The following is a 26,254-nucleotide window of genomic DNA, read 5'->3' as shown; positions in this document are numbered from 1 at the left end:
AGGAGTCAGGGTGGCGCCAGTCCTCAAACGCAGGACCAGACGCAGGGCAGCGATCAGCGGCCTTGCGGCATTGGTCGTGGCGGTCTCCACCGCGCTCGTCGCACCGACGTCCGCGACCGCGGCCCCGGCCGACATCCCGGGCCGCGACCAGATCGCCAAGAGCTCGAACATGCACCATCTGGCGAACATTCCCAAGCAGGGACCGATGGCCGCGGAGTCGGCCTACGGCTCCGACTGGGCCTTCAAGGGCAAGTACGCCTACGGCGGCAACTACGAGGGCTTCACGGTCTACGACATCAGCAGGCCGTCCAAGCCCAAGGTCGTCACGGTCGTGCACTGCCCGGGTGCCCAGAACGACATCACGGTCGCGGACAATCTGCTGTTCCTGTCAACGGACCGTTCCATGAGCAACGACTCCTGTTCGGCGGTGCCCGCGCCCGTCACGGAGAAGTCCTCGTGGGAGGGCATCAAGATCTTCGACATCAGCAACCCGGCCGCGCCGAAGTACGTCAAGGCGGTCGAGACCAAGTGCGGCTCGCACACCAACACGATGGTCCCCGGCAAGCGCGGCACCGCGTACATCTACGTGTCGTCGTACTTCCCGGACAAGACCTACCCGGACTGCCAGCCGCCGCACGACCTGATCTCGATCATCAAGGTGCCGCTGAAGAAGCCGTCCGCCGCCGCCGTGGTGGCCGAGCCGGTGCTCTTCCCGGACGGCGGCAACCCCGGTGACGGCCTGCCCTACCCCGAGGGCACCCGTGACACCACCGGCTGCCACGACCTCACCGCGTACCCGGACAAGAACATCATGGCCGGGGCCTGCATGGGCGACGGTGTGCTGTTCGACATCACCGACCGGGAGAACCCGCGCACGATCCACAGCGTCCGCGACGACAAGAACTTCGCGTTCTGGCACTCGGCGACGTTCAACAACCGCGCCAACAAGGTCGTCTTCACCGACGAGCTCGGTGGTGGCTCCACCGCCACCTGCAACGCCACGATCGGCATGCAGAAGGGCGCCAACGCCATCTACGACATCGTCGGCAAGGGCAAGAAGCGCAAGCTGGAGTTCCGCAGCTACTACAAGATTCCGCGCGCCAACACCGACACCGAGAACTGCGTCGCCCACAACGGCAGCCTGATCCCGGTGCGGGGCAAGGACATCATGGTCCAGGCCTGGTACCAGGGCGGCATCTCGGTGTGGGACTTCACCGACTCGCGCAAGCCGAAGGAGATCGGCTGGTTCGAGCGCGGCCCGCTGTACGACGACAAGATCGTCCTCGCGGGCTCGTGGTCGGCGTACTACTACAACGGCTACATCTACTCCAACGACATCCAGAAGGGCCTGGACGTCATCGACATCCGGGACCGGCGGACCGACAAGGGCAAGCGCGTGTGGCTCTCCGAGCTGAACGCGCAGACCCAGCCGAACTACTTCGACTGACGTTCGGCACGACGCATCACCTGTGAGGGGCCTCCGGCGGTCTGACCGCCGGAGGCCCTTCCCGTTGCCGTTCAGCGTCCGCGGGCCCGGATGCCCGCGAGCTTGTCGGGGTTGAGGACGCGGCGGACGGCGGTGATGCGGCCGCCTTCGAACTCGAACGTGTCGACCGCGAACGCCCGGCCGTTCCGGACGTGGATCAGGCCCGGTTCGCCGTTGACGTCGGCCGGGACCAGGCGCGGCGTCAGCTTGGCCGACACCCGCAGCATGATCGCCACGATGCGCGCGGCGCCGGCCATGACCTTGCGGGCGGCGAACTCCTTGCCGCCGCCGTCGGTGACGTAGATGGCGTCCGGGTCGAGCAGCGCCATCAGCTCGGCGGCATCGCCCGACTCGTACGCGGCGCGGAAGGCCGCGACCAGCCGCTGCTTCTCGGCCCGCGACGCACGACCGGACGCGCGGGGCTCACCCGTCGCGGCGACCTTGCGACGGGCCCGGGAGGCCAGCTGGCGGCAGGCGGCGGGCGACTTGCCGAGCACCTCGGCGATCCGCTCGTAGGGCACCTCGAAGGCCTGGTGCAGGACGAACGCGACCCGTTCGGGCGGCGACAGCTCCTCCAGCACCAGCAACATCGCCGTGCCGACCGTGTCGTCGACCAGCACCGGCTGGGCGGCGTCCGGCCCGGTGAGCAGCGGCTCGGGCAGCCAGGGCCCCACGTAGCTCTCCCGCCGGGCGCGGGCGGAGGTCACCACGTCGTACGCGCGGCGCGCGGCGACCGTGATCAGCCAGGCGCGCAGGTCGCGGATGTCGTCGAGGGACTCCCGGGAGGCGGCGCGCAGCCAGGTGTCCTGCGTCACGTCCTCGGCGTCGGCGACGCTGCCGGTGATGCGGTACGCGGCGCCGAACACCGCGGGGCGGTGCTCGGTCCACTCGGTGTCGAGGCGGGCGCTCACGGCGTCGTACGGCCCGGTCAGGCGGTCGCCGGGGTGAAGACCCACTTGCGGTACGACCAGTAGCGGAACGCCGAGCCCAGCCCGAGGCCGGCCAGCAGGGCGACGTTGTAGGCGATCCCGCCCGTCAGGCCGAGCGTGTAGTAGGTGAAGCCGGTGATCAGCACCTGGATCGACATCCCGACGCCGTTCAGCGCGAAGAAGATCACGACCTCGCGGCCGGAACCGTCGCTGTCGCGCTCCCGGAACGTCCAGAAGCGGTTGGCGAGGTAGGAGAACAGGGTGGACGCCATGGTCGGCACGACCACGCTGGTCACCGGGCCGCCGCCGAGCCAGTGCCGCAGCAGGTTGGCGCCGCCGATCGTGATCACCGTGCCGACGAACCCCACGAACCCGAAGCTCAGCAGCTCACGCAGGAACGTGCGGTGGGGGGTGGCGGTCACGGCCGTTCTGATCGGCCTTGACCGCTGCATGGTGCTCACTCGCCCAGACCTTACCGGAGCGCCCTATATGCCCAGGCCACCTACGCCAAAATGAGATCAACACCGCTCGCGATCAGCCCCCGGGACGAGCCCCGCGCGACCGGAGCACCGCCCGGGATCAGCGCCGTGCCGTCGCGGTGGCGGGCGCGAGGAACATGATCATTCCGATCAGCAGTGCCGGGATGGCCAGTGCCCATGTGAGGCCCACGGCCTGGGCCACGAAGCCGATCAGCGGCGGTCCCCCGAGCAGCCCCAGATAGCCGACCGCCGTCACCTGCGAGATCCCCGTGGCGGCGGGCACGCCCGGCAGATTGCCCGCCGCGCTGAACGTGACCGGCGCCACCGAGGCCGCGCCGAGGCCGAACAGGGTGAAACCGGCCAACGCCGCCGCCGGATGCCCGGCCAGGAGCCCCAGCCCGAGACCGGCCGAGGCGATCACAGAGCCCGCCCGCAGCACCCGGACCGGCCCGAAACGGGCCACCACCCGGTCTCCCCCGATCCGTCCCACGGCCATGGCGACCGCGAATCCCGCGTACCCGAGCCCCGCGACACCCGGGCCGGTGTCCAAGGTCTCCCGCAGGTAGACCGCGCTCCAGTCGGCCATCCCGCCCTCACCCATGAACGAGCAGAGCCCGATGAACCCCAGCGACGCCAGGACCCATCGGCTGCCGCGCGCCGGGCTCCCCGCCTCGCCGGCGGTGTCGGCGTCCGCGTCGAGCGGCAGATCGGCCGAGGGATCCAGCAGGTATCGCCCCGCCGCTGCCACCACGGCCGCCAGGATGACCGCCGCCAGGGCCAGGTGGACCGGTACGGGCACGCCCGTGTGCGCGGCAGCGGACCCGACGAGGGCCGCGAGGAGGCCTCCGACGCTGTAGGCACCGTGCAGACCGGACATGAGAGGGCGGCCGTATCCCCGTTCGACCACCACGCCCTGCGCGTTCATGGCCACGTCCATCATGCCGAGCGAGCCGCCGAGCAGCATCAGCGCCGCGATCAGCGTCCCCAGGTTCCAGGCGATGCCGAGCGGCGCGAGCGCCAGCGCGCAGACCGCCCCGGCGGCCACGGTCGTCGCCCGGCTCCCCCAGCGGCCGACGACCCGCCCCGCCAGCCGCACCGCCGCCACGACCCCGAGCGGCGCGCCGAGCAGGGCCACCCCGAGCGATCCCGCGCTCAGGCCCAGGTCCTCCTTGATCTGCGGAATGCGCGCGACCCACGCCGTCCCGATCATGCCGTGCGCCAGGAAGACGACCGTGACCGCCACCCGGGCCCGCCGCAGCCGGTCACCGGCCGTCAGGATCGCCATCCGACCGACTGTAGGCGGACCCGTCGCCGGGCGGCAGGCCTCAGACCTCGCTCAGCGGGATCTTGGCGTCGGTGAGCCGGTCCCGGTCGACCTGCCGGCCCGCGCGGATCAGCGCCTGGATGTCGTCGGTGACGTCCCAGATGTTGACGTTCATGCCCGCCACGACCCGGCCGCCGGAGAGCCAGAACGCGACGAACTCCAGCTCGTCGCGGTCCCCGCGGAAGACCACCTCGTCGTACTCCCCCGGCGCGGACAGCCCGGCCATCTCCATGCCGAGCTCGTACTGGTCGCTGAAGAAGTACGGGATCTTGTCGAACGAGACGTCCTGACCCAGCATCGCGCGGGCGGCGGCCGGGCCTCCGTCCAGGGCGTTCGCCCAGTGCTCCACCCGCACGCGCCTGCCGAGCGCCGGGTGGGAGACCGCCGCGACGTCGCCCGCCGCGAAGATGTCGGGGTCGGACGTGCGCATCGACGCGTCGACGAGGACGCCGTCGGACACCTCCAGGCCCGCCGCCTCCGCCAGCGCCGTGTTGGGCCGCACGCCGATGCCCACGATCACCACGTCCGCCGGGATCTCGGCGCCGCCCGAGGTGACCACGGCCGACACCTGACCGGCGCCCCAGAAGCCCGCGACGCCCTGGTCAAGGCGCAGGTCGACGCCGTGCGCGCGGTGCAGCCCGGCGAAGATCTCGCCGACCTCGGGGCCGACGACCCGGTGCAGCGGGGTGGGCTCCGGTTCGATGACGGTCACGTCGTTGCGGTAGGTGCGGGCGGCAGCGGCCGTCTCCAGGCCGATCCAGCCCGCCCCGGCCACCACGACCCGGCGCCCGCCGTGCGCGATGGCCTCCCGCAGCCTCGCCGCGTCGGCCATCGACCGCAGGTAGTGGATGCCCTGCAACTTCGAACCTGGAACGTCCAGCCGGCGCGGCGACGCACCGGTGGCCAGCAGCAGGCGGTCGTAGGCGATCGGCTCCCCGCCCGTGGGCCACACCTGTTTCGCGGAACGGTCGATGCGGGCGACGGTCGTGCCGAGCCGCAGCTCCACGTCGTGCTTGTCGTACCAGTCGGCCGGATGGACGTGCGCCTTGTCCCGCGGCTCCTGCCCCAGCAGGAAGCCCTTGGACAGGGGCGGGCGTTCGTAGGGACGTTCGATCTCCTCCCCCATGAGCACGACCCGTCCCCCGAACCCCTCCTCCCGCAGGGTCTCCGCCGCTTTGGCTCCGGCCAGGCTCGCGCCGACGATGACGAACGTCTCCTCGGGCATGGCGACCTCCAGTCGCTGGGCACCGCGTCGTTCTTGCTATCCCTACAGCGGCCTTCCCAAGGAGACAAGGGGGCACACTCCGGACCGATCGGCGGCGGGCCGGCCCGGTCCGATCAGCGAGCGCCCGTGAGGCGCCGGTGCCGGGCGATCGCCGAGGCGTCGGTCAGCGAGGCGATCTGGTCGACGATCGCGCGCAGCCGCCCGGCGTCGTCGGCGGCCTCCAGATAGGCGCTGCGGAAGGTGGGGTCGAGCGTGCCGGGCGCGCCGGCGCGGATCAGCTCGGCGAGCTCGACGAGCAGGTCGCGCTGCCGGGCCCGCCGTTCCTCGTGGCTGATCCAGACGTAGTGCGCGGTGACGCCCTTGAGCAGCGCGCACTCCAGGCGCTGGGCCCGCGGCACGATCAGGTCGGCGGCGTAGCGGGTCAGCGGCCGGTCGCCGTAGCGCGCCCGGGTGGCGTCCTCGGCGGCCAGGCAGAACCGGCCGATCAGAGTGCTGGTGAGGTTCTTGAGGGCGGCCAGCGAACGCGGCGTGCCGTCGTAGCGGTCCGGCCAGTACGGCTCGGCCAGCAGCTCGGCGAACCGTTCCTCCAGCTCGGCCAGGTCGGCGTCGTCGCAGTAGAGCTTGATCGCCGTGGCGGCGACCAGGCGCCGCTCGGCGGGGTCGGCCAGCCGCACGAAGTCGATGTGCCCGGCGACGAGCGCGTCCTCCAGGTCGTGCACGGAGTAGGCGACGTCGTCGCTCCAGTCCATCACCTGCGCCTCGAAGCAGGTCTGCCGCTCGACGACGCCCTCGCGCACCCAGCGGGCCACGTCGGCGTCGTCCTCGTACACCCCGAACTTGCCGTTCACGGCCTCGGACTGCGGCCAGGGGTACTTCATGGAGGCGTCGAGCGCGGCGCGGGTCAGGTTGAGCCCGACGCTGCGGCCGTGGAGGGGCGGTCCGTCCTGGGCGAACGACTTCGGCTCCAGCCGGGTCAGGACGCGCAGGCTCTGCGCGTTGCCCTCGAAGCCGCCGCAGTCGCGCGCGACCACGTCCAGGGCGGTCTCGCCGTTGTGGCCGAACGGCGGGTGCCCGATGTCGTGCGACAGGCAGGCGGCCTCGACCAGGTCGGGATCGCAGCCGAACGACTTGCCCAGCTCGCGCCCGACCTGGGCGCACTCCAGCGAGTGCGTGAGCCGTGTCCGCAGGCTCTGCACGTTGTCGGCCGCCGCGTCCGAGCCGGGCGAGGCCACCTGCGTCTTGGCCGCCAGCCGCCGCAGGGCGGCGCTGTGCAGCACACGCGCGCGGTCGCGCTCGAACGCCGTGCGGTCACGCCGCTTGGCCGGCTCCGGAGCCCATCGTTCCCGGTCATGGGCTGAATACGCGTTCATCGTCACCAGGGTATGCAAGCCGCGCGGCATCCCGGGGGGATCACGAAGGATCGGGCGGCGTACTGCCCTTGATGGTCTCGCTCGGCGGCTTCCAGCTCTTGCCGAGCAGGACGTAGGACAGGTAGCCGCCGGCCTCGCGGACGATGTACTGGAGCTGCGTGTCACGCGTCTGCACGCTGGGGCCGCTGCGCGTCGGCGAGGCCGCCGCCTCGATGCCGTTGTCCTCGGCCATCCGCTTGGAGCGCAGGCCGTGCCACGGGTCGGTGACGATCACGCCGGAGTCCAGGCCGAGCCTCCTGAACTCCCGGCCGACCGCCTTCATGCTCTCCAGCGTGTCCCGGCCCACGGGCACCGCGATCACGCGGTCGGCGGGCATCCCGCCCTTGTCGACCAGCCAGCGGCGGCCGGACGCGGCCTCGGTGAAGTTGTCTCCCGGCTGCTTGCCCCCGACGGTGACGATGCGCGGCGCGACCCCGGCCCGGTAGAGGTCCAGGGCGTGCTGCAGCCGCCACTTCAGCGTCGGGGACGGCACGCCGTTGTACTGGGCGGCGCCCAGCACGATGATCGCGTCCGACGTGGGGCGTTCGTCCTGGCGCGCCTGGTACCAGACCCGCCAGCCCACCGCGAGCGGCGTGAGCACCACGATCGCGACCAGACCGAGGACCACGCTCATCGTCAGGACGAACCAGCGCGGCCGGGGCCGGCGCCCGCGCTTCCGCCCGGTGCCGGGACGCTCGTCAGAGCGGTCCTCCGGCTCCTCCGAACGCTCGGTTTCGGGCAACTCCACTTCCAACGTCATCGCATCGGACACGTTAGGTTAGATGGTCCGCCACCTGCCTGAAGTTCACAACCACCGGCGTGGCGTGTACCTCACCTCGGTCCGCCGGCTTTCACGTGCCGGACCCGAGCCGAGTCCCCGGCCCGGCACGCGCGTGGAACTACAACGCTGCTCGTCCTGCTTCTAGACGGGCGACGGGGATGCGGAACGGGGAGCAGGACACGTAGTCGAGCCCGACCTCGTGGCAGAAGTGCACCGAGTCGGGGTCGCCGCCGTGCTCGCCGCAGATGCCGAGCTTCAGCCCCGGCCGGGTCTTGCGGCCCTCCTCGGCGGCGATCCGCACCAGGCGGCCGACGCCGTCGCGGTCCAGCGTCTCGAACGGGGAGACGCCGAAGATGCCGAGTTCGAGGTAGCGCGAGAAGAAGGCCGCCTCGACGTCGTCGCGCGAGAAGCCCCACGTCGTCTGGGTGAGGTCGTTGGTGCCGAACGAGAAGAACTCGGCCGCCTCGGCGATCTGCCCGGCCGTCAGCGCCGCGCGGGGCAGCTCGATCATCGTGCCGATCAGCGCGGGAACGTCGACGCCCGACGCCTCCTTGACCTCGGCCAGGATCCGCAGCGCGTCCTCGCGGACGGCCTCCAGTTCCTGGACGGCGCCCACGAGTGGGATCATGATCTCGGGCCGCGGGTCGCCGCCGGCCCCGATGCGTTCGGCCGCCGCCTCGGCGATCGCCCTCACCTGCATCGAGAACAGGCCAGGAATCACCAAACCCAGCCGCACGCCGCGGAGTCCAAGCATAGGGTTCTGCTCGTGCAGCCGGTGGACGGCTTCGAGCAGCCTTCGGTCCTGGGGGTCCGCCTTGTCACCGGCGAGGGCCACCTTGACCGAGAGCTCGGTGAGGTCAGGGAGGAATTCGTGCAGCGGCGGGTCGATGAGCCGGATCGTGACCGGCAGGCCGTCCATCGCCGTGAAGATGTCCTCGAAGTCCTGCTTCTGCAGGGGTTCGAGAGCGTCGAGCGCCGACTGCCGTTCGTCCGGCGTCTCCGCGAGGATCAGCTTCTCGACCAGCAGGCGCCGCTCGCCGAGGAACATGTGCTCGGTGCGGCACAGGCCGATGCCCTGCGCGCCGAACCGGCGGGCCCGCGCGGCGTCCTCGGCGTTGTCGGCGTTGGCCCGGACACTGAGCCGGGCCCGCTCGTCCGCGTGCTTCATGATCCGGTGCACGGACTGGACGAGCTCGCCGCCGTCGGAAGTCGTCAGCTCGCCTTCGAAGTAGCGCACGACGGGCGAGTCCTCGACCGGCACCTCGCCGAGGAAGACCTCGCCGGAGGTGCCGTCGATCGAGATGACGTCGCCCTCGCCGACCGTCACGCCGCCCGGCGCGGTGAACGAGCGGGCCTTGACGTCCACGTCGAGCTCCTCGGCGCCGCAGACACAGGTCTTGCCCATGCCCCGGGCGACGACGGCCGCGTGCGAGGTCTTGCCGCCGCGCGAGGTCAGCACGCCCTGGGCGGCGACCATGCCGGACAGGTCGTCGGGGTTGGTCTCGCGGCGGACGAGGATGACGTCCTCGCCGCGCGCGGCGAACTCGACGGCGCGTTCGGAGGTGAAGACGACCTTGCCCACGGCGGCTCCGGGCGAGGCGTTCATCCCCTTGGTCAGCTTCTTGGCGGCGCGCGCCTTGGCGGCGTCGAAGCGCGGGAACATCAGCTGCGCGAGCTGGTCGCCGGTGACGCGGCGCGCGGCCTCGTCGGCGTCGATGAGCCCCTGGTCGAGCAGCTGGCAGGCGATGCGGAACGCCGCGGCGGCGGTCCGCTTGCCTACTCGCGTCTGGAGCATCCAGAGCTTGCCGCGCTCGATCGTGAACTCGATGTCGCACATGTCGAGGTAGTGGTTCTCCAGCGTCTCCATGATGCCGAGCAGCTGGTCGTACGACGCCTTGTCGATCTTTTCGAGCTCCACCAGCGGTACGGTGTTGCGGATGCCGGCCACGACGTCCTCGCCCTGCGCGTTCTGCAGGTAGTCGCCGTAGATGCCCTGCTGGCCGGACGCGGGGTCGCGGGTGAACGCGACGCCGGTGCCCGAGTCCATGCCGAGGTTGCCGAACACCATGGAGCAGATGTTGACCGCGGTGCCGAGGTCCACCGGGATGCGCTCCTGGCGGCGGTAGAGGATGGCGCGGTCGGCGTTCCACGATTCGAACACGGCCATCGTGGCCAGGTTCATCTGCTCGCGCGGGTCGGTCGGGAACTCGCGGCCGGCGTGCTCGCGCACGATGTCCTTGTAGGTGCCGACCAGCGTCCGGAAGTCGCCGGCGTCGAGATCGACGTCGTCCTTGGTGCCCTTGCGCTCCTTGGCGGCCTCCAGCGCGTCCTCGAACAGGTCGCCCTCGATGTCCAGCACGGTCTTGCCGAACATCTGGATCAGGCGCCGGTAGGAGTCCCACGCGAAACGCTCGTCCCCCGCTTGGGCGGCGAGGCCGTGGACGGACTCGTCGTTCAGGCCGATGTTGAGGACCGTCTCCATCATGCCCGGCATGCTGAACTTGGCCCCGGAGCGCACGCTGACCAGCAGCGGGTCGTCGGCCTGCCCGAGGCGCTTGCCCATCGTGTTCTCGAGCGCGGTCAGATGGGTGTCGATCTCGGCCTCGAGGCCCTCGGGAAGGGTCCCGTGCTCGAGGTAGTACCTGCAGGCCTCCGTTGTGATCGTGAACCCAGGCGGCACTGGCAGGCCGAGATTGGTCATCTCGGCCAGGTTGGCGCCCTTGCCACCCAGCAGATCCTTGAGGTCCTTGTTTCCCTCAGTGAAGTCATAGACGAACTTCGGCACGAGGAGCTCCTTCACGCTCCGATTCCACCCACGCACAGGGCGCCCGGGTCTCCCCGGACGGCCGGGTCTCCCCGGACGGGAGAACGCTGCGCCGCGATCCGCCTGGCCGTGGAAGCCCTATGCCCTGTTTGCGGGGACTGTACCCGCGAAGTGGCCCTTCGCTCGTCGCCCCGGCCACCGGGGCACGTTTTCGCAGCTCAAAAGCACTTTAATGGTCTATTCCAATGCGGACATTCCAGACAAGTCACGTCGGAAACCGCTCAGCCACATGGCGTACCCATGGCGATGGAGAGGGAATGATGGATCAAGGAGGTGAGGTTGTGAGGCCGATGGTCGCCGGAGGCCGGGCGGGGGATCCGTTCGCTCCCATAGCCGATTACGGGTTCCTGTCCGACTGTGAGACGACCGCGCTGGTGGCACCGAGCGGGAACATCGAGTGGATGTGCCTGCCGCGGATGGACTCCCCCAGCGTGTTCGGATCGATCCTCGACCGGGACGCGGGGTACTTCCGCGTCGGCCCGGCCGGGGTGGAGGTGCCCGCGGCCCAGCGCTACATCCCCGGCACGATGGTGATGGAGACCACGTGGTGGACCCACGGCGGCTGGCTGGTGGTGACCGACGCCCTGCTGATGGGCCCCTGGCACCACGAGACGGAGCGATCTCACACGCACCGGCGCGCGCCCACGGACTATGACGCCGACCACGTGCTGCTGCGCATGGTGCGGTGCGTGAACGGGCAGGTGCAGGTCCGGCTCGACTGCATGCCGAACTTCGACTACGGCCGGGCGCCCGCCCGGTGGGAGCACACCGGTGTCGGCTACCACGAGGCCGTCGCCCGCGGAAACGGCGTCTCGCTGCGCCTCACCACCGACATGAACGTGGGCTTCGAAGGCTCGCTCGCCACCTCGCGCACGCTCCTCAAGCAGGGAGAGGCCCGCTTCGTCGCCCTCTCCTGGAGCGAGCACGAGCCGCCGCACAGCTACGAGGACGCCCACGAACGTCTCGTGTGGACCGTTCACCATTGGCAGCACTGGCTCGACCGGGGCCGATTCCCCGACCACCCGTGGCGCAGCCACCTGCAGCGCAGCGCCCTCACCCTCAAGGGCCTGACGTTCGCCCCGTCGGGCGCGGTCGCCGCCGCGGCCACGACGTCCCTGCCGGAGACTCCTGGCGGCGACCGCAACTGGGACTACCGCTACACGTGGATCCGCGACTCCACGATGGCCCTGTGGGCGTTCTACACGCTGGGGTACGACTGGGAGGCCAACGACTTCTTCTACTTCATCACCGACGTGGCCGAGGCCGCCGAGGGCAAGCTCCAGATCATGTACGGGCTCGACGGCCGTGAGGAGCTTCCCGAGTCGACGCTCGACCACCTGTCGGGCTACGACAACGCCAAGCCGGTCCGCATCGGCAACGAGGCCTACATGCAGGCCCAGCACGACGTGTGGGGCGCCATCATCGGCTCCATCTACCTGTTCGTGCGCAAGCGCGACCGCCTCGACGACCGGCTGTGGAAGATCGTCGTCAAGCAGGTGGAGGACGCCCTCGACAACTGGCAGCAGCCCGACTGCGGCATGTGGGAGGTGCGCGGCGAGCCGCAGCACTTCACGTCCTCCAAGGTGTTCTGCTGGGTGGCGGCCGAACGCGGCGCCCGCCTGGCCCGCATCCGCGGCGACAACGAGCGGGCCCAGCGCTGGCAGGCGGCGGCCGACGAGATCCACGCCGACGTCCTCGCCAACGCCCTGGACGAACGCGGTGTCTTCACGGCCCACTACGGCGCCACGGCCCTCGACGCCTCGGCGCTGCTGATCCCCCTTCTCGGCTTCCTGCCCGCCGACGACAAGCGGGTCCGCGAGACGGTCCTGGCCATCGCCGACGAGCTGTCGGAGGACGACCTGGTGCTGCGCTACCGGGCCACCGAGACCGACGACGGCTTCGAGTCCGAGGAGGGCACGTTCACCATCTGCTCGTTCTGGCTGGTGAGCTCCCTGGTCATGATCGGTGAGCTCGAACGGGCCAAGGCGCTCTGCGAGAAGCTGCTCTCGTACGCCAGCCCGCTCCAGCTGTACGCGGAGGAGATCGACCCGCACACCGGGCGGCACCTGGGCAACTTCCCGCAGGCGTTCACCCACCTGGCGCTCATCAACGCGGTCATGCAGGTGATCCAGGCCGAGGACGACCAGAACCCGCCCCCGCTGGCCTGAACCGCCGTGGCCGGGGTCCGCCCCGGCCACGGCGTCCGCTCAGCCGTTCACCCGCTCCAGCGGCGCCGGAGCGATCTTCTTCTGCGCCTTCACATAGGCGATGAACGCCTCATGGTCGGGCAGCGCGTTGCGCCGGGCATCGGTGAAGCCGCCCAGCGCCGGATACCCATCGGCTCCGATCAACGTGTAGGCCAGCGCGGCCAGCCGATAACGCCGCCCGGTGTCGAGGGGCTTCCCGCCGATCAGCACGTCCTCGGGGTCCACCCGGTCGCCCTCGGGCCGGCTCGCGTCGTACCGGTAGCGCACGTTCTTCGACACCGCGAACGGCGCGAACTTGCCGCCCTGCCACTGCTGCTCCAGCGCCTGGTGGATCTGCTCGCCGGTCACGGTCACCGTGAGAATGGGATTGCCGTACCCATAAGCGGGCCAGGCCTCCCCATAGGTGAGCCGCCCGTCCCCCTGGGGGAGGTCCCGCGCCACGGCCACCGAGCCCTTGACCGGCTTGATGGCCAGCAGCGAAAGGTCGACCTTGCCGTTCCGTGCGGCCTCCCAGTACTGCACGTCCGCCGCCAGGTCGCCCATCGTGCTCTCACCGTGCGCGTTCAGGGCCCTCGTGAAGTCACCCGTCTGCTCCGCGACCACCTCACCAGCGCGCCGGTCACCCCGCGCCTTCCAGTAATCCACGATCCGCTTCATCTCGGGATCCGGCGCGATGTCCCGCGTCACCGGGTGGTTGACCGAGGTCGTCCGGTCCCTGAGCACCTCGCCCGTACGCGGGTCGAGCTTCAGGCCGATCTCGCTGATGAGCTTGCCGTGGTTGAGCCCCTCGATCACCGGCCGCACCTTGCCCGCCGGGTCCGCGATCTGGCAGTTGAACCCCGCGTGCCAGTGCCCGGTGAAGATCGCGTCGATCTCCGGGGACGCGGCCTTGGCGAAGTCGATGACCGGCCCCCACGGGTTCTTGCACCCGTTGAAGCCCGCCCCGTCCGCCGAACCCCCGTCGTGCACGTTCGCCACGATCGCCCGCACACCGCGCCGCCGCAGCTCCTTGGCGTACCTGTTGGCCGTCTCCACCATCGGCAACGACCGCAGCCCCGGCTGGTAGGACGTCGACCCCACGGGCGTGTCCGGCACCGTCAGGTTGATGAACCCGACCGGAATCCTCCCGCGCGGCCCCCTGACCCACTCCACGTTGTACGGCTTCAGAATGAGCCGCCCCCGCGCGTCCACGATGTTGGCACTGTAGAAGGGGAACTTCGCCCCCCGGAACCGCCGTCCCGTCGAGTCGGTGAAGCAGCTGTCGACATCGACCTTGCCGAAGCAGCGCCCCCGCATCATATGGTCCTTGAGGAACCCCGCCGACACGTCCAGCTCATGGTTGCCCGTCGTGGAGAACCGCACGCCCAACTTGTTGAGCACCTCGATCGTGGGCTCGTCCCAGAACGCGTCCACCTCGAAAGGCCAGCCGCTGAAGCTGTCGCCCGCCGCCGACAGGATCGAGTTGCGCCGCCCCTCCCGGAGCCGCTTCAGGTGCGCCGCGTTGTACGCCGCCCCGCCCACCGCCACCTTGCTGCCGTCCGGCATCTGCAGCTGGTCGTTGCCCGGCTGGAGATACCCGTGGAAATCCGTGATCGACAACAACTGCACGTCCACCGGCTCGACACCGGCCTCCGCCACCGGCGCCGCGGCGCCCACCACAAGAGCACCGGCCACGGCCGCGCGCCCGAACATTCCGAACAAGGGGGATCCTGTCGCTAGAAGCACATGAGCGACAGAAGATGATCACCCCCACATGACCACCCAGCATCCCCAAGATCATCACCAGATGAACGGTCACAAAATCACAACACCGCCCGTTTTGCGATCCGCGTCCCCTATCGTCGCCACTCGTGGCTGTGCCACCAGACGGTGACGCCAAGCCCTGGGCCCTCAAGCGCTCCATCCTTCTCGCTAGTCCAGGTACTGGTAGGGGTGCTTCTTGTCGCCAGCGTGCAGGAGCCGGGTCAGGTGGGAGATGGTCACCGAGTACTTCTTGGGGACGCCCTTGTAATCCTTGAGCCCGGACGCCGGGTCGGCGATGTAGATGCGGTTGTTGCTGGAGTAGCCGTACACCACCACGTAGTGGTAGACATCGCGGTTCGGATATGCGCGGATCATCTGGCGTGACTTCGTCGAGCGGATGTTGATGACCATCGCTCGGCCCCGGGTGCCGACGGTGCGCTTGATGTCCGCCAAGAACTTCGCCCGCCTGTAGTCGAACGGGCGGCCACCGTGGAGGAACCTGCTGCGATAAGGCCTGCCCTTGCCGCTGCCGGCCAGCGCCTTGTTCATGGCAATGGTCGCGAACAGGACGTTGGGCGTCTGGCGGTTCCACGGGGGCCCCGAGACCATGTCCTTGGCGAGCTTGTCCTGGCTCTTCGGCTTCCGGACCCACGTCGTCAAGGCGATCCGCGCGGCCGCCGGACCGCAGTACCACAGGTGCTTCTGCCGCTCCCACGTGACGTTCTTGAGGATTCGCTCCTTGGGCGGCGGCTTTCCGCCCGTGCCGCCGGTGGCCTCGGCGGCGGGTGGCGCGGCGGGCGCCGGGGCGGCGGCATTGGCGGGCAGTGGGACCGCCAAGGGCGCGGCGGCGAGCGCGGCGATGATGGTCGTTGCCGTTGATCTCTTCATGCCGCCGAAGCTAACGGGGGGCCCTATCGAGCCGTTATGGATCCGATAAAGGCGGTCCGAGTCGCGCCAAGCACGGAGCGGGCTTGGCGCGACTCGTCGCGCGGTCAGACGACGGCGCCGGACTCGCCGGGCTGGCGGGCGGGCGGACGCTTGAGCGTCTTCGGGCGCGGGGCCGGGGCCTTGACGAAGCGCTCGAACTCGATGGCCAGCGGGGTCGCGGTGAAGACACTGGAGTACGTGCCGACACCGATGCCGATCAGGAGGGCGAGGGCGAAGTCGGTCAGCGAGTCGCCGCCGAGCAACGCCAGGGCCGCCAAGATGAAGACGGCGCCCATGCCGGTGTTGACCGTGCGGGGCACGGTCTGGAGCGCGCCGCGGTTGGCGACCTCGGAGAAGCGGGTCTTGGGCTGGGCCCCCCAGAGCTCACGGATGCGGTCGAAGACCACGACGGCGTCGTTGACTGAGTAGCCGATGACGGTGAGCAGCGCGGCGAGGAAGACGCCGTCGATGGGTTTGCCGAGCCAGGCGAACACTCCCGTCACAATGATCACGTCGTGGAACATCGCGAGGACGGCGCCGGCGCCGAAGCTCCAGCGGAAGCGGATGGCCAGATAGGCCAGCTGGACGAGGAGCGCGACGCCGAGGGCGATGAGGGCCTTCTGACGCAGTTCCTCGCCGAGGCTCGGCCCGATCAGCTCGTCGCGTTGCTTGGTCGTCTGGCCGCCCTTCTCGGCGAGGGCGTCCTGGATCTTGACGACCTCGGCGTTGCTGAGGTTCTCCGTGCGGACGGAGATGTCGTCCTTGCCGGAAGTCTGCACGACCGCGCGCGGGAAGCCCGCGCTCGCCACGGCCGAACGGGCGTCGTCGATGTCGAGGGCCTTGCTCGTGGAGTACTCGACCAGCCGGCCGCCGGTGAACTCGACGCCGTAGTTGAGCCCCTTGGAGAAGATCCCCGTGGCGGCGACGACGACGGCGAGCCCGGAGATCGCCAGCCAGAGCTTGCGGCGCTTCATCAGGTCGGGGTTGCGGCGGTCCAGCCAGGTACGGAGCCGCCCGGTGGAGCCGAGGCCGGTGAGACCGGGACGCTTGGCGATGAACCGGCGGCTGAGCGCGGCGTCGGTGAGGACGCGGCTCAGCAGCATCGCCGAGATCAGCGAGCCGAGCACACCGATGGTGAGGGTCACACCGAAGCCCTTCACCGGCCCGGAGGCCAGGAAGAACAGCAGGCCACCGGCCAGCAGGGTGGTGATGTTGGAGTCGGCGATGGCCGACCAGGCCTTGGAGAAGCCGATGGTCAGCGCGGTGCGGACGCCGCGTTTGGGGGTCTCCTGATATTCCTCGCGGGCTCGTTCGAACGCCAGGACGTTGGCGTCGATCGCCATGCCGATCGCGAGGACGAAGCCCGCCAGTCCCGGCAGGGTGAGGGTGGCGCCCATCGCGACGAGCGCGGCGTAGGAGATCAGCGCGTAACAGGCCAGCGCGATGGTCGCCAGTGCCCCGACGAGGCGGTAGACGGCGATGATGAACAGGCCGGTCAGCATCACGCCGATGACGGCGGCCTTGGCGCTGGCGTCGATGGCGGCGTCGCCGAGGGTCGGGCCGACCACCCGCTGCTCGATGGTCTTGACGGGGACGGGCAGCGAACCGCCCTGGACGAGGGCGGCCAGGTCCTTGGCCTCGTCCGCGCTGAAGTCGCCGGTGATCTGCGTGGAGCCGCCGGCGATGCCGACGTTGCAGGGCACGTCCTGCACGACGCCCGGCGAGGAGATCACCTTGCCGTCCAGGATGATGGCGATGCGCCGCTCGTCACCGGCGGCGCAGGCGGCCTTGGCGGTGACCTGCTGCCAGGCCTTGCCGCCGCCACCGCGGAAGTCGATCGTCACGTACCAGCCGGTGGCGTTCTGGGTGTCGAACGAGGCGTCGGCCGAGCCGATGCCGTCACCGGTCAGCGCGGCCGGGCCGATCAGGATCGGCTGGCCCTGCTCGTCGGCGATGACCTGCTCGCCCTTCGCGGGCTTGCCGTCATTGGTGCGGACGGGGTGGGCGGTGAGCTGGGCGGTCTTGCCGATCACATCGGCGGCCCGGCGGGGGTCCTGGACGTCGGGCAACTCGACGATGATCCGCCGTTCACCGGACCGGGTGATCGACGATTCGGCCACGCCGAGCGCGTCGACGCGGCGGTGCAGCACCTCCTTGGCACGGTCGGTGTTCTCCCGGGTCGCCTTGGCGCCCGGAGAGTCCTGGGTTTCAAGCACGATCTGGGTACCGCCGCGCAGGTCGAGGCCGAGGCGGGCTGGTTTGGACAGGGCGAAGTACAGCGATGCGGCGAGCACGGCGAACGCCAGGATCGCCCGCACCACGTTGGCGCGAGTCAAAGGAAAGGCCTTCCACGAGGTCTGAGGTGAGGGTCGTCAGATCACGTGGCGAGCGGCGGCGCGCGCCCGCGTGGCAGGCCGCGCGGGCCGCACTCGGCGGAGTCGGACCGCTCGGCCGGACGTCCGGCGAGGACACTGGACGGCCGCACGTCGACGCCGGGCGGCAGGACCGCCGCGACGGGCGCCGGGGCGGGCGCGGCGGTGATCTGCCGCGCCGAGGCCGAGATGGCCGCCGTGTCGGAACGGACGGGACAGGGCTTGGAGCTCTTGCCCCGGCTCCCGAGATCGGCTTGGCCCGGCTGGGCGGCGGTGCCGGCGCGTACCCCGACGGCGGCGCCGCCGGACACCGGTGCCGCCCCCGGCAGGACCACGAAGCCGAGGACGCCGAGCACGATGAGGAGCAGCCGGGCGACCCGCCCGCGATCTTCGCAGGCAGGCGGAACGGATCGCTGAGCGTCGCTCACGCGCGTCCTCCCCGTCCCTGCCGGCCGTCCGATCCCGCCACGCTACCGGACGGCCCGGCCACACTGATCCTTTTCGCCGGAGCCGGACAGGGCGCCGCCACCTCGGAAAACGCCACGGTGTCTCAATCCGGCCAGACCAAGGTCTCAACAAGGCATTGCAGACCCGGTAAAAGACGAATTACTTTCACGATGCCCACCCCCGAACCGGACAAAGGAGTTTCCGGTGGCACGCATCAGACAGACCGCCACGATCGGCGTCGCGGCCCTCGCGCTCGTCGCCGTGGCCGCCCCGCCCGCCTCCGCCGTCACCACGACCGTCCGCAAGGGCTCGGCCACGGCCGACCCCTACGCCGGCAACGTCCGGGCAACCCTGCTCGGCAACGCCAGCGTCTCGACGTCCATCGGCAACGGGACGTGCAACCAGTCGGTGATGAACGGCTCGATCCAGTCCAACGGCTCCGCCCTCAGCATCTCGTCCGCCACGTTCAACACCAACGGCGGGCCCTGCACCGGCACCGCCAGCGCCACGATCACCGCGCAGAACACGCCCTGGACCGGCGGCAGCGTCACGTGGGATCCCGCCCACACCGGCGGCCGGGACGCCGGCGTCACCATCGCCAACTTCAAGATCAGGGCCGTGGTGGACATCTTCGGCGGGATCACCTGCTACTTCGGTGGCAACCTGACCGCCAACGGCTTCAACGGCGACAATCCCGCCCGCCCGGTGACGTCCAACTCCCAGGCGCAGGTCGGCGTCTCGAACGCCACCGTCAACCGGCAGTCGGGCGGCAGCTTCCTCTGCCCGTCCACGGCGACCGTCAACGCCACCTACCAGCTCCTAGGCGAGTCCGCTCCCGGCTCCGGCAGCTTCACCCAATCCCTGTACGTGACCGGCACCAACCCGTGATCCTCGCTCCCACCTGACAACGGCCGCGTGATCACCTTGCCGGTGACCACGCGGCCGTTCACCTGGTGTGCGGGCCCAGCGGTATCAGCAACCGATCAGCTGGGCGGCGAGGAACGACTCGACCTGGCCGATCGCGATGCGCTCCTGGCTCATGGTGTCGCGCTCGCGCACGGTCACCGCGTCGTCGTCGAGGGTGTCGAAGTCGACGGTGACGCAGAACGGCGTGCCGATCTCGTCCTGGCGGCGGTAGCGGCGGCCGATGGCGCCCGCGTCGTCGAAGTCGACGTTCCAGTTCTTGCGCAGCTGCGCGGCGAGGTCGCGGGCCTTCGGCGACAGGTCGGCGTTGCGCGACAGCGGCAGCACCGCGACCTTGACGGGGGCCAGCCGCCGGTCGAGCCGCATGACCGTGCGCTTTTCGAGCTTGCCCTTGGCGTTCGGGGCCTCGTCCTCGGCGTAGGCGTCCATCATGAACGTCAGCGTGCAGCGGTCGACCCCGGCCGCCGGCTCGATCACGTACGGGACGAAGCGGTCGCCGGCCTCCTGGTCGAAGTACGACAGGTCGGCCCCGGAGGCCTTGGAGTGCGTCGCCAGGTCGTAGTCGGTGCGGTTGGCGATGCCCTCCAGCTCACCCCACTCGCTGCCGACGAAGTCGAAGCGGTACTCCACGTCCACGGTGCGCTTGGAGTAGTGCGAGAGCTTGTCCTTGGGGTGCTCGTAGAGGCGCAGGTTCTCCTTGTTGATGCCCAGGTCGACGTACCACTGCAGGCGCTCGTCGATCCAGTACTGGTGCCACTCCTCGTCGGTGCCGGGCTTGACGAAGAACTCCATCTCCATCTGCTCGAACTCGCGCGTCCGGAAGATGAAGTTGCCGGGCGTGATCTCGTTGCGGAACGACTTGCCGATCTGGCCGATGCCGAACGGGACCTTGCGGCGGGCCGACTGCTCGACGTTCTTGTAGTTGATGAAGATGCCCTGCGCCGTCTCGGGCCGCAGGTAGGCCAGGCCGGACTCGTCCTCGACGGGGCCGAGGTAGGTCTTGAGCAGGCCGTTGAACATCCGCGGCTCGGTGAACGAGCCCTTCACGCCGCAGTTGGGGCAGGAGATGTCGGCCAGCCCGTTGGCGGGCGGCCTGCCGTGCTTCTCCTCGTAGGCCTCTTCGAGGTGGTCGGCGCGGAACCGCTTGTGGCACGACTGGCACTCGGTCAGCGGGTCGACGAACGCCTGGACGTGCCCGCTGGCCTCCCAGACCTCCCGGGCGAGGATGACGCAGGAGTCGAGGCCGACGACGTCGTCGCGGCCCTGCACCATCGACTTCCACCACTGGCGCTTGACGTTGTTCTTGAGTTCGACGCCGAGCGGCCCGTAGTCCCAGGAAGCGCGCAGGCCGCCGTAGATCTCGCTCGACGGGTAGACCAGACCCCTGCGCTTGGCGAGGTTGACGATCGTGTCCATCACGTCGGAACGGCGTGCCATGAGCGTTCTCCATCCGGCTGGCGGTCGGCGGGATTGTTCGTACGCCCCGCGCGCCGCCCCGGCGGCGCGGTGGAAGGCGAGATGTGATCCCCGGTGCTGTGACGCCCTCGAAAGGGCCGGTCCGCGACGGCGTGTCCGGCGTTCCAAGAGCGTTTCCGAGTCTAGGGCACCGGCACCGCCACCCGAACGTCAACCCCACGGATACGTGCGAGTACGCAAAGTGACGACTCGATTCAGTAGACGCGGCCGTCCACGTAGTTGTTGTCTACGGACAGCGCTACCCCGCCGTGCTTCTCCCTGTGGCCGCCGCGATACTGCTTGATCCGGCGGTGCGGGTGCCACCAGCGGTTGCGGAGGTACGGGCCGCCGTAGGCCTTGGCCTTGTTGTCCCACTGCGCGAACCAGATCGCCTGCGGCTTGGTGATTCCTTTGGCCCGCCCGAGGTCGCGTACGCCCGACGAGGCGCTGCTGTAGACGCCGGACACGTAGTTCTGGGCTTCCAGGGAACGCGACCAGTTGTCCAGGAACGTCAGCACGGCCCGGCGGCATCTGGTCTTGCCGCTGGGATAGGACTCCATGTCGAAGTAGATCGGCCTGTCGGGCGGTATGCCGAGCGCCCTCGCCTTCGCGATGGCGTCTGCGGCGGCCCGGCGGCCCTCCCGGGCGGCGGCCTCGGCCTTGAAGTGCACTCGGAAGGCGTCCATGTTGCAGGGCGCCTGCTTCCCGACGTACGTCGGGATCAGCCGGTAACCCATGCGGCGGACGGCGCGTACCCAGGACCTGGTGAGGTTGGGTTGCGCACAGCCGCGCGACGCGCCGCCGATGTAGATGTTGGCGATGCGGTACGCGCGGCGCCAGGCCGCCATGGCCCGCAGGGACGGCGCCGTACAGGTGTCGAAGCCCTTCCCCTTCGTCCACTCGCTGTCCTCCGAGTTCAACGTCGCGGCCGTGGATTCGTCCCGCGCGATGCCGCCGCCGCGCGTGCGCGGAGGCGGCTCGGCGACCCATTTCCCGGCCAGCCGGATCGACCGGATGACGGACTGCAACGCCAGCGGGTCGCCGCCGTACACGCCCGTGACCACGGCGCCCACCTCGGGCAGTTCGATCCGCACCCGGTTGCCGACGTTCTCCCGGACGGTGAAGCGCGCCAGCTTTCCGGCCCGGACGACCGGTGTCCGGCGGCGCTGCGCGGACGCGGCATCCCCGGACCTTTCGCCGAGCGGTTCGATGTGCAACGTCTCCGCACCGCCGAACAGCCGCGCCGGGCAGTCGGGCTGCGGGCCGGGCCGGCCGAGGTAGATCGCACGACGGTCGTGCCGGACGCACCGCGCCGGGTCCAGGTCGAGCCGGTGCACGTCCCAGCCGTCCGGTACGGGGAGCCGCACGCCGCGGTACTGGGCCGTGCGGGCCTGGGTCAGCGCGGCGGCCGGGACGGCCTCGGGCCGCGCGGTGGGCGGCTGGAGACCGGTGACGAAGGAGGCGACACCCGCCACCCCGAGCAGTCCACTGAGTACGGCCGCATGCCGCATCACTTCTCCCCCCGATGCACCGGGCGCCCTGCCCGTCAGCGGCGTTGATCACCATCCGGGAGAGAAGCGAAACGGCTTCAGATAGGTTCTTTCCCGGAGCCTGCCGTACGTTGACTGACGACCTCGTAGGCGCCCGGTTCGTCCACGGCCATCGCGGCGAGGGGGATGAAGACCAGGCGGACCTCGTACGCGCCGAGCGCCCGCCGGTAGTACCCGGCGCCGTCCCACTCGGTGACCAGTGCCCAGAGCTCGGGGTCGTCGACCGTGCGCGCCAGCCGTCCGGACAGGTAGCCCGGGCTCGCCGCGAGGGCGTCGAGCACGGAGGTCATCTGCGCGGCGAAGCCGTCGGCCTCCTGGCTCGGCACGCGGTACCGGGTGATAGCGATCATCGGCCCATCCTTCCAGCCGAGAGGCTACGTTTGGCCCCGTGGACACTGAGAGCGAAACCCCGGGAATGCGCGGCGCCGTGGAGCGGTTGAGCGCCAAGCCGGTGGTGTTCCTGCACACACTCCCGCGCTGGGTGCTGCTCGTCGCGGTCTTCGCGCTGCTGGTGGTCGGCATGTGGGGGAACGGCTGGGTCGGCGCGGCGGGACTGCTCGTCCTGCTGGTGTTCCTGACCTGGTTCGCCTACCTCAACTGGCCCGCGTTGGACCCCTCCGGACGGGTCCTGCGGGTGGTCGCGATGGGGCTTTTGGCGGCCTTCGCGGTAGCACACGTGGTAGGCGGGTTCTAGCCGGTTTTGACAACCGTTTTCATCTTCGTACACACTTGAGGTGTGTTCACCTCCCCGAAGCTCCTCAGAACCCTCGCGCTGCCGGTCCTCGCCGCCGCCACGCTGCTCGGCCTCACCGCCTGCGGCGGCGCCGGCGCCGACGGCTCGGACGGCGGCTCCGGCAAGACCAAGATCGTCGCGTCGTTCTACCCCATGGCCTGGCTGGCCGGGGAGGTCGGCGGTGCCCACGTGTCGGTCGACACGCTCACCAAGCCGGGCGCCGAGCCGCACGACCTGGAACTGACGGCGCGGCAGATCGCCGACGTGCGGAACGCCGACTTCGCCGTGTACGTGAAGGGCGTCCAGCCCGCCATGGACGAGGCCGTCGCCAAGCACGCCAAGGACAAGTCCCTGGACGCCGCCAGCGTGGTCAAGACGCTCCCCGTCGCCGAGGACGAGCACGAGCACGAGGCCGAGGGGCACGAGCACGAGGGCGCGGAGCTCACCTACGACCCGCACGTGTGGCTCGACCCGAGCCGCATGGCGACGATCGCCACCGCCCTGGGCGACCGGCTCGCCGCCGCCGACTCCGGCCACGCCGCCGACTACAAGGCCAACGCCAAGGCGCTCGCCGGCAAGCTCACGGCGCTCGACCAGAGCTTCAGCGCGGGCCTCAAGCCCGCCAAGGGCAAGACGATCGTGACCGCGCACGCCGCGTTCGCCTACCTGGCCGACCGGTACGGCCTCAAGCAGGTCTCGATCGCCGGCGTCGACCCGACGAGCGAGCCGTCGCCCAAGCGCATCGCCGAGCTGACGCACGAGGTCCGCGAGACCGGCGCCACGACGATCTTCACCGAGACGCTGGTGAGCCCGAAGGTCGCCGAGAGCCTCGCCCGCGAGGCCAAGGTGCACACGGCCGTGCTCGACCCGGTCGAGGGCATCGCGAAGGGCTCCTCGGACGACTACATATCGATCATGAAGAAGAACCTCGAGACCCTCCGCACCGCATTGGCACCCGCATGAAAGGCATGAGTCCCTACGCCGCACGCTCGGCGCCCTTCGAGATGACCGGCGGACACGTCCGGCTCGAAGGGCGCGAGGTGCTGCGCGGCATCGACCTGACCGTCGCGCCCGGCGACGTCCTCGCCGTCACGGGGCCGAACGGGGCGGGCAAGTCCACCCTGGTCAAGGCCCTGCTCGGGCTGATCCCGCTGGCCGCCGGCCGCACCGCGATCTTCGGTGCGGCCCCGGCCCGTTTCCGGGACTGGCAGCGGATCGGCTACGTGCCGCAGCGGCTGCCCATGGGCGGCGGCGTTCCCTCGACCGTCCGCGAGGTCGTGGCGTCGGGACGCGTGGCACGGCAGTCGCGCTGGCGCCCGGCCTCGGCCGCCGACAGGGCCGCGGTGGACGCCGCGCTGGAGGCGGTCGGACTGGCCGATCGTGCCCGTGACTCGGCGCACCTGCTGTCGGGCGGGCAGCAGCAGCGGGTGCTCATCGCCCGCGCGCTGGCCGGAGAGCCCGACGTGTTCGTGATGGACGAGCCCACCGCCGGCGTGGACGCCGCGAGCCAGGCCGCCCTGGCCCAGACGCTGCGCGAGCTGGCGGTCGCCGGCCGCACCGTGGTCCTCGTCACCCACGAGATGGGGCCGCTGGAGCCCCTCATCACGCGGAACGTCGTCCTCGACCACGGCCGCATCGCCCACGACAGCGCCCCCTCGAAGGAGAGCAGGACCGTCGCGTGACCGAGATGCTGCAGTACGATTTCATGCGCATCGCCCTGGTGATGGCGGTGCTGATCGGGCTGACCGCGCCCGCGGTCGGCACGTTCATCGTGCAGCGCAAGCTCTCCCTGCTCGGGGACGGCATCGGCCACATCGCGCTGACCGGGATCGGCCTGGGCCTGCTCACCGGCGGATCACCGGTCCTGGGCGCCCTCCTGGTCTCCGTGCTCGGCGCGGTCGCCATCGAGGTGCTCCGCGCCCGCAGCCGCAGCGGCGCGGACGTGGCGCTCGCGCTGCTCTTCTACGGCGGCCTGGCGGGCGGCGTGCTGCTCACCAACGGCCAGGACGGCGGCTCCAGCCTGCAGTCGTACCTCTTCGGCTCCATCAGCAGCGTGTCGGCGACCGACCTGTACGTGGTGGCCGGGCTGGCGGTGGCCGTCCTCGGCATCGTGGCGCTGTTCGGGCGCGAGCTGTTCCTGCTCTGCCAGGACGAGGAGGTCGCGCGGGCCGCGGGCCTGCCGGTGCGCTTTCTCAGCATCCTGATCGCCGCCACCGCCGCCGTCACCGTGGTCATCTCGATGCGCGCCATCGGGCTGCTGCTGGTGAGCGCGCTGATGGTGGTGCCCGTGGCGGCCGCCCAGCAGCTCACCCGGGGATTCAAGAGCACGATGCTCGTGGCGATGGGCATCGGTGTACTGTCGGCGGTGTCCGGCCTGGCCGGGTCGTTCGAGTACGATCTGCCGCCGGGGCCCTCGATCGTGTTGCTGGCGCTGGCGGTGTTCGTGGCCGCGGTGGTCGCAGGCACGGTCCTGCGACGCCGGCGGACCCGTACGGTCGCGGCGACCGCCGATCGACCGGCCCGGGCCAGCGTGGAAGCCGAGGCGGAGGTGCTTGGGGGATGACGGCCCGTCGGAACGCGGTGCGGGAGGCTCTGGCCGGTTGCGAGAACTTCCGCAGCGCCCAGGACATCTACGCCGATCTGCGCGCGGACGGCTCCAAGATCGGTCTCACCACCGTCTACCGGGCGCTGCAGGCGCTGAGCGACTCCGGTGAGGTCGACGTGCTCCGCACGGACGAGGGCGAGGCCGTCTACCGCGCCTGCCGCACCGAGGAGCACCACCACCATCTGGTCTGCCGCGCCTGCGGCCGCACGGTCGAGGTCGAGGGCCCGGCCGTGGAGAAGTGGGCCGACGCCATCGGGGCCGAGCACGGCTTCGTAGAGATCACCCACACGGTCGAAGTCTTCGGAACCTGCTCGGATTGTGCCGCTCCTGCCAGGACAGGCTGAAAGACGGGGGTCGGATGACGCCGACCGGCCGGTAATAAGCGAAGATCAGACCATGGCTACGACACGTACCGCGAACGCGCACTGGGAAGGGCCGCTGATGGGCGGCCAGGGCAAGGTCTCACTGGACTCCTCCAACGCCGGCGAGTTCGAGGTGAGCTGGCCGTCGCGGGCCGAGGAGGCGAACGGCAGGACGAGCCCCGAGGAGCTCATCGCCGCCGCCCATTCCACGTGCTACTCGATGGCCCTCTCGCACGGCCTCGCCGGGGCGGGCACCCCGCCGGAGAAGGTCGACACGAAGGCCGACGTGACCTTCCAGCCGGGCGAGGGCATCACCGGCATCCACCTGACGGTCCGCGCCAGCGTGCCGGGCCTGTCGGCGTCCGACTTCGAGAAGGCGGCGCAGACCGCCAAGGAGAACTGCCCCGTCAGCAAGGCCCTCACGGGCACCAAGATCACCCTCGACGCCGCGCTCGCCTGAACGGCCTGGCGG

23 protein-coding genes are annotated in these 26,254 nt (G+C 70.3%); 9 read left to right on the top strand and 14 right to left on the bottom strand.

Annotated elements, in window-relative coordinates; translation table 11 throughout:
- Nucleotides 1–10 precede the first annotated feature (10 nt).
- Nucleotides 11–1,447: an LVIVD repeat-containing protein gene (locus ABD333_RS03045; RefSeq protein WP_344537430.1), complete on the top strand. Its 1,437-nt coding sequence runs from the start codon at nt 11–13 to the stop codon at nt 1,445–1,447.
- A gap of 71 nt (nt 1,448–1,518) precedes the next feature.
- On the opposite strand, the gene sigJ is transcribed toward ABD333_RS03045, so the two are convergent.
- From sigJ to ppdK, 7 genes are all read right to left on the bottom strand, one after another.
- Nucleotides 1,519–2,442: an RNA polymerase sigma factor SigJ gene (sigJ, locus tag ABD333_RS03040; RefSeq protein ID WP_344537428.1), complete on the bottom strand. Its 924-nt coding sequence runs from the start codon at nt 2,440–2,442 to the stop codon at nt 1,519–1,521.
- The gene (locus tag ABD333_RS03035; protein ID WP_344537426.1) at nt 2,415–2,837 is read right to left on the bottom strand and encodes a GtrA family protein; all 423 of its coding nucleotides are present in this window, start codon (nt 2,835–2,837) and stop codon (nt 2,415–2,417) included. The genes sigJ and ABD333_RS03035 overlap by 28 nt, the downstream gene beginning before the upstream one ends.
- A gap of 157 nt (nt 2,838–2,994) precedes the next feature.
- Nucleotides 2,995–4,179: an MFS transporter gene (locus ABD333_RS03030; protein ID WP_344537424.1), complete on the bottom strand. Its 1,185-nt coding sequence runs from the start codon at nt 4,177–4,179 to the stop codon at nt 2,995–2,997.
- A 40-nt stretch (nt 4,180–4,219) separates the two neighbouring features.
- On the bottom strand, nt 4,220–5,443 hold the full coding sequence (locus ABD333_RS03025; protein ID WP_344537422.1) for an NAD(P)/FAD-dependent oxidoreductase: 1,224 nt from the start codon (nt 5,441–5,443) through the stop codon (nt 4,220–4,222).
- 113 nt (nt 5,444–5,556) lie between these two features.
- Nucleotides 5,557–6,813 (bottom strand): deoxyguanosinetriphosphate triphosphohydrolase, encoded by a 1,257-nt coding sequence (locus tag ABD333_RS03020; protein ID WP_344537421.1) that lies wholly within the window; start codon nt 6,811–6,813, stop codon nt 5,557–5,559.
- Nucleotides 6,814–6,853: 40 nt separating this feature from the next.
- Nucleotides 6,854–7,612, bottom strand: a complete 759-nt coding sequence (locus tag ABD333_RS03015) for a YdcF family protein (protein ID WP_344537419.1) — start codon at nt 7,610–7,612, stop codon at nt 6,854–6,856.
- 139 nt (nt 7,613–7,751) lie between these two features.
- The gene (gene ppdK, locus ABD333_RS03010; RefSeq protein ID WP_344537418.1) at nt 7,752–10,418 is read right to left on the bottom strand and encodes a pyruvate, phosphate dikinase; all 2,667 of its coding nucleotides are present in this window, start codon (nt 10,416–10,418) and stop codon (nt 7,752–7,754) included.
- 329 nt (nt 10,419–10,747) lie between these two features.
- Between ppdK and ABD333_RS03005 the strand changes: the two genes are divergently transcribed.
- On the top strand, nt 10,748–12,625 hold the full coding sequence (locus ABD333_RS03005) for a glycoside hydrolase family 15 protein (RefSeq protein ID WP_344538823.1): 1,878 nt from the start codon (nt 10,748–10,750) through the stop codon (nt 12,623–12,625).
- A 39-nt stretch (nt 12,626–12,664) separates the two neighbouring features.
- On the opposite strand, the gene ABD333_RS03000 is transcribed toward ABD333_RS03005, so the two are convergent.
- The 4 genes from ABD333_RS03000 to ABD333_RS02985 form a co-directional block, all read right to left on the bottom strand.
- A complete protein-coding gene (locus ABD333_RS03000) occupies nt 12,665–14,356 on the bottom strand; it encodes a bifunctional metallophosphatase/5'-nucleotidase (protein ID WP_344538821.1) in 1,692 nt (563 codons plus the stop codon).
- Nucleotides 14,357–14,575: 219 nt separating this feature from the next.
- Nucleotides 14,576–15,295: a C39 family peptidase gene (locus tag ABD333_RS02995; RefSeq protein ID WP_344537416.1), complete on the bottom strand. Its 720-nt coding sequence runs from the start codon at nt 15,293–15,295 to the stop codon at nt 14,576–14,578.
- 104 nt (nt 15,296–15,399) lie between these two features.
- Complete coding sequence (secD, locus tag ABD333_RS02990) at nt 15,400–17,670, bottom strand: protein translocase subunit SecD (protein WP_344537415.1); 2,271 nt, start codon at nt 17,668–17,670, stop codon at nt 15,400–15,402.
- Between the two features lie 41 nt (nt 17,671–17,711).
- On the bottom strand, nt 17,712–18,134 hold the full coding sequence (locus ABD333_RS02985) for a hypothetical protein (protein ID WP_344537413.1): 423 nt from the start codon (nt 18,132–18,134) through the stop codon (nt 17,712–17,714).
- 223 nt (nt 18,135–18,357) lie between these two features.
- Here ABD333_RS02985 and ABD333_RS02980 point away from each other — a divergent pair, with 223 nt between their 5' ends.
- Complete coding sequence (locus ABD333_RS02980) at nt 18,358–19,041, top strand: hypothetical protein (protein ID WP_344537411.1); 684 nt, start codon at nt 18,358–18,360, stop codon at nt 19,039–19,041.
- Between the two features lie 84 nt (nt 19,042–19,125).
- On the opposite strand, the gene ABD333_RS02975 is transcribed toward ABD333_RS02980, so the two are convergent.
- From ABD333_RS02975 to ABD333_RS02965, 3 genes are all read right to left on the bottom strand, one after another.
- A complete protein-coding gene (locus tag ABD333_RS02975; protein WP_344537409.1) occupies nt 19,126–20,514 on the bottom strand; it encodes a glycine--tRNA ligase in 1,389 nt (462 codons plus the stop codon).
- A 233-nt stretch (nt 20,515–20,747) separates the two neighbouring features.
- The gene (locus ABD333_RS02970; RefSeq protein WP_344537407.1) at nt 20,748–22,043 is read right to left on the bottom strand and encodes a DUF1906 domain-containing protein; all 1,296 of its coding nucleotides are present in this window, start codon (nt 22,041–22,043) and stop codon (nt 20,748–20,750) included.
- A gap of 77 nt (nt 22,044–22,120) precedes the next feature.
- Complete coding sequence (locus tag ABD333_RS02965) at nt 22,121–22,432, bottom strand: antibiotic biosynthesis monooxygenase family protein (protein ID WP_344537405.1); 312 nt, start codon at nt 22,430–22,432, stop codon at nt 22,121–22,123.
- A 38-nt stretch (nt 22,433–22,470) separates the two neighbouring features.
- Between ABD333_RS02965 and ABD333_RS02960 the strand changes: the two genes are divergently transcribed.
- From ABD333_RS02960 to ABD333_RS02935, 6 genes are read left to right on the top strand one after another with little or no spacing between them, the layout of a single operon-like run.
- A complete protein-coding gene (locus tag ABD333_RS02960; protein ID WP_344537404.1) occupies nt 22,471–22,776 on the top strand; it encodes a DUF6703 family protein in 306 nt (101 codons plus the stop codon).
- Between the two features lie 42 nt (nt 22,777–22,818).
- The gene (locus ABD333_RS02955; RefSeq protein WP_344537403.1) at nt 22,819–23,778 is read left to right on the top strand and encodes a metal ABC transporter substrate-binding protein; all 960 of its coding nucleotides are present in this window, start codon (nt 22,819–22,821) and stop codon (nt 23,776–23,778) included.
- A 5-nt stretch (nt 23,779–23,783) separates the two neighbouring features.
- Nucleotides 23,784–24,497 (top strand): metal ABC transporter ATP-binding protein, encoded by a 714-nt coding sequence (locus tag ABD333_RS02950; RefSeq protein WP_344537401.1) that lies wholly within the window; start codon nt 23,784–23,786, stop codon nt 24,495–24,497.
- The gene (locus tag ABD333_RS02945) at nt 24,494–25,378 is read left to right on the top strand and encodes a metal ABC transporter permease (protein ID WP_344537400.1); all 885 of its coding nucleotides are present in this window, start codon (nt 24,494–24,496) and stop codon (nt 25,376–25,378) included. Before ABD333_RS02950 ends, ABD333_RS02945 begins: the two co-directional genes overlap by 4 nt.
- Complete coding sequence (locus ABD333_RS02940; RefSeq protein WP_344537398.1) at nt 25,375–25,764, top strand: Fur family transcriptional regulator; 390 nt, start codon at nt 25,375–25,377, stop codon at nt 25,762–25,764. The genes ABD333_RS02945 and ABD333_RS02940 overlap by 4 nt, the downstream gene beginning before the upstream one ends.
- Before the next feature lie 52 nt (nt 25,765–25,816).
- Complete coding sequence (locus ABD333_RS02935; RefSeq protein ID WP_344537396.1) at nt 25,817–26,242, top strand: OsmC family protein; 426 nt, start codon at nt 25,817–25,819, stop codon at nt 26,240–26,242.
- Nucleotides 26,243–26,254 lie beyond the last annotated feature (12 nt).

The sequence above is a fragment of the Actinomadura fulvescens genome (assembly GCF_039533225.1).
Lineage (GTDB): Bacteria > Actinomycetota > Actinomycetes > Streptosporangiales > Streptosporangiaceae > Spirillospora > Spirillospora fulvescens.
The sequence above is the reverse complement of the archived record's forward strand: the minus strand, read 5'-3'. Positions and strand labels throughout refer to the sequence as shown.